Source organism: Mesorhizobium sp. P3_A9 (assembly GCF_056402975.1).
Genome location: NZ_JBFUGJ010000635.1, coordinates 1 through 1,722 on the forward strand (window position 1 = coordinate 1; position 1,722 = coordinate 1,722).

The window sequence follows — 1,722 nt, forward strand, 5'->3', positions numbered from 1 at the left end:
GTTCAGCTCAGCACAGTCCGTGCGATCGCCAATGAAGGAGCCGTCGAGGAACCCCTTCTGAAATGGTGACCAAGCTTGGAGCATCATGCCCTTCAAGCGGGAATAGTCGAGAAGTCCACCGTCCCGCACAGCCGACTGGTCCAACCCGGCCATGTTGGCGGCTATTCCCTGGGCGACGAGGCTCGGGTGAGCAAGAGAGGACTGCAGCTGGTTGAACGCCAGCGGCTGCTTGACTACCGATTTAAGCAGTTCGATCTGGCCAGGGGTGTGGTTGGATACACCGAAGTGCCGGACCTTGCCTGCGGCTTCCAGCTTGTCGAAAGCCTCCGCAACCTCCTCGGTCTCGGCGTCGCGTCTAGCGCCGCGTTTTGCAGCACGCCGTGCCGCCTTCACCGTTTCTGTTCCGAGCATATCTCCATCGGGACAAAGATGGCCTGGATCGCCTCAGCGCCGAATGGCCGTTACGTGCGCTTGCGTATCCTTTTCTACTTTGCATCAATCCCAGCGGCCGGTTGCTGACCAAAATGAAGGTCAGCGGTGCGCTTTTCGAGACCGACCAATTCGGCCGCGATTGCTTGATATCGCCGACAGTCCGCCTGAACGATGGATCGATCAGGTCGCTCAAGCGGCACACTCCCGGTGATTTCCTTCAAGTCACGCAGTATCGACTCGATATGTGGCCAGGGAAAATCTGTTGGGTCGTCGATGTCGCGATCTGCGCCCACGATTATCTCCAGCTTGGCGACAACGCCGAGAAGTGAGTGTGCGGGCGTACGCGGAAGTCTATCCTGAATCTTCAAAACAACTGTCGCAGCCTCGACTTCCGCTTGGCAGGCGATCGAGTAACCAACCTTCGCATCCGTCGCCGCCGGACAGGCTTCGCCGAGAACGCGCGTTTCCAGGCGTTGCTGAAGTCGGCAGAGGACCTGCGAGACATGCTGCGCCCGCAACCAGTCTCTTAGCAGCGCAAGCGCCGGATCTGCTTCGTCGGAACGAGCAGATCTTTTTGTAGCCTGCTCGCCACGTCCCCCCAGCGTGACGGAAGACAAAGTCATGCTATTATCGGAATCAGCCATGATCCGAGCTCCACAACAGCTTGCACGTGGCCAGGCCGGATCGGTGTTGCATCACCTATCCGGCCGCCCAATTGAAATCGAGACTACACAAAGTGCAGCATATGATCAATCAAAATCACTATATTATGGTGATTTTATGAACCCGGTGCAGTGTCGCATGGCACGAGCTGCATTGGGCTGGGGCGTTTTAGAGCTTGCTAAGGAGGCCGGAGTCTCAACTCAAACGGTTGTGCGATTCGAACGAGGCGAGACGTTGAAACAGTCCACAATAGTTCAGCTTAAAGCAACGTTCGAAGCAGCCGGAATAGAGTTCATCGCAGAGAATGGCGGTGGCCCTGGTGTGCGCTTGTCACGCGGTACTGCAAACACCTAGCCGAACGCGGCACCTGGGTGCGGCATTCCGGATTATCTGTTTCCGATCAATGTCAGCAATGCGCCGGTGGTTTCAACCGGTCATTGCAACACTTTCTGCAGCCTATCGGCCGGCGTTTCGAAGTCCAAGGTTTTTCGGGGCCGTTGATTGAGCCGTAGGGCGACGTCGTCGAGTTGGGCCTGCGAGACATGGGAGAAGTTTGTTGCTCTCGGGAAGTACTGCCTGAGCAGGCCGTTGGTGTTTTCGTTGCTGCCGCGTTGCCAGGGACTGCGC

General features: G+C 57.3%; 4 protein-coding genes. 1 reads left to right on the forward strand and 3 read right to left on the reverse strand.

The window, feature by feature from the left end:
* Positions 1–411 (reverse strand): aldo/keto reductase (locus AC1DX0_RS35485; protein ID WP_477359121.1); only part of this gene is annotated, 411 nt, incomplete at its 3' end.
* A 74-nt stretch (positions 412–485) separates the two neighbouring features.
* A complete protein-coding gene (locus AC1DX0_RS35490) occupies positions 486–1,076 on the reverse strand; it encodes a hypothetical protein (protein ID WP_477224662.1) in 591 nt (196 codons plus the stop codon).
* A gap of 136 nt (positions 1,077–1,212) precedes the next feature.
* On the opposite strand from AC1DX0_RS35490, the gene AC1DX0_RS35495 reads away from it, so the two are divergent.
* A complete protein-coding gene (locus AC1DX0_RS35495; protein WP_352806066.1) occupies positions 1,213–1,449 on the forward strand; it encodes a helix-turn-helix transcriptional regulator in 237 nt (78 codons plus the stop codon).
* Between the two features lie 80 nt (positions 1,450–1,529).
* Here the strand turns inward: AC1DX0_RS35495 and AC1DX0_RS35500 are convergent.
* Positions 1,530–1,722 (reverse strand): transposase (locus AC1DX0_RS35500; RefSeq protein WP_477359124.1); only part of this gene is annotated, 193 nt, incomplete at its 5' end.

What these genes read in the sequence shown, in the direction of transcription:
- AC1DX0_RS35490 (WP_477224662.1), bottom strand. Translation starts at nt 1,076, where the DNA reads ATGGCTGATTCCGATAATAGCATGACTTTGTCTTCCGTCACGCTGGGG.
- AC1DX0_RS35495 (WP_352806066.1), top strand. Translation starts at nt 1,213, where the DNA reads ATGAACCCGGTGCAGTGTCGCATGGCACGAGCTGCATTGGGCTGGGGC.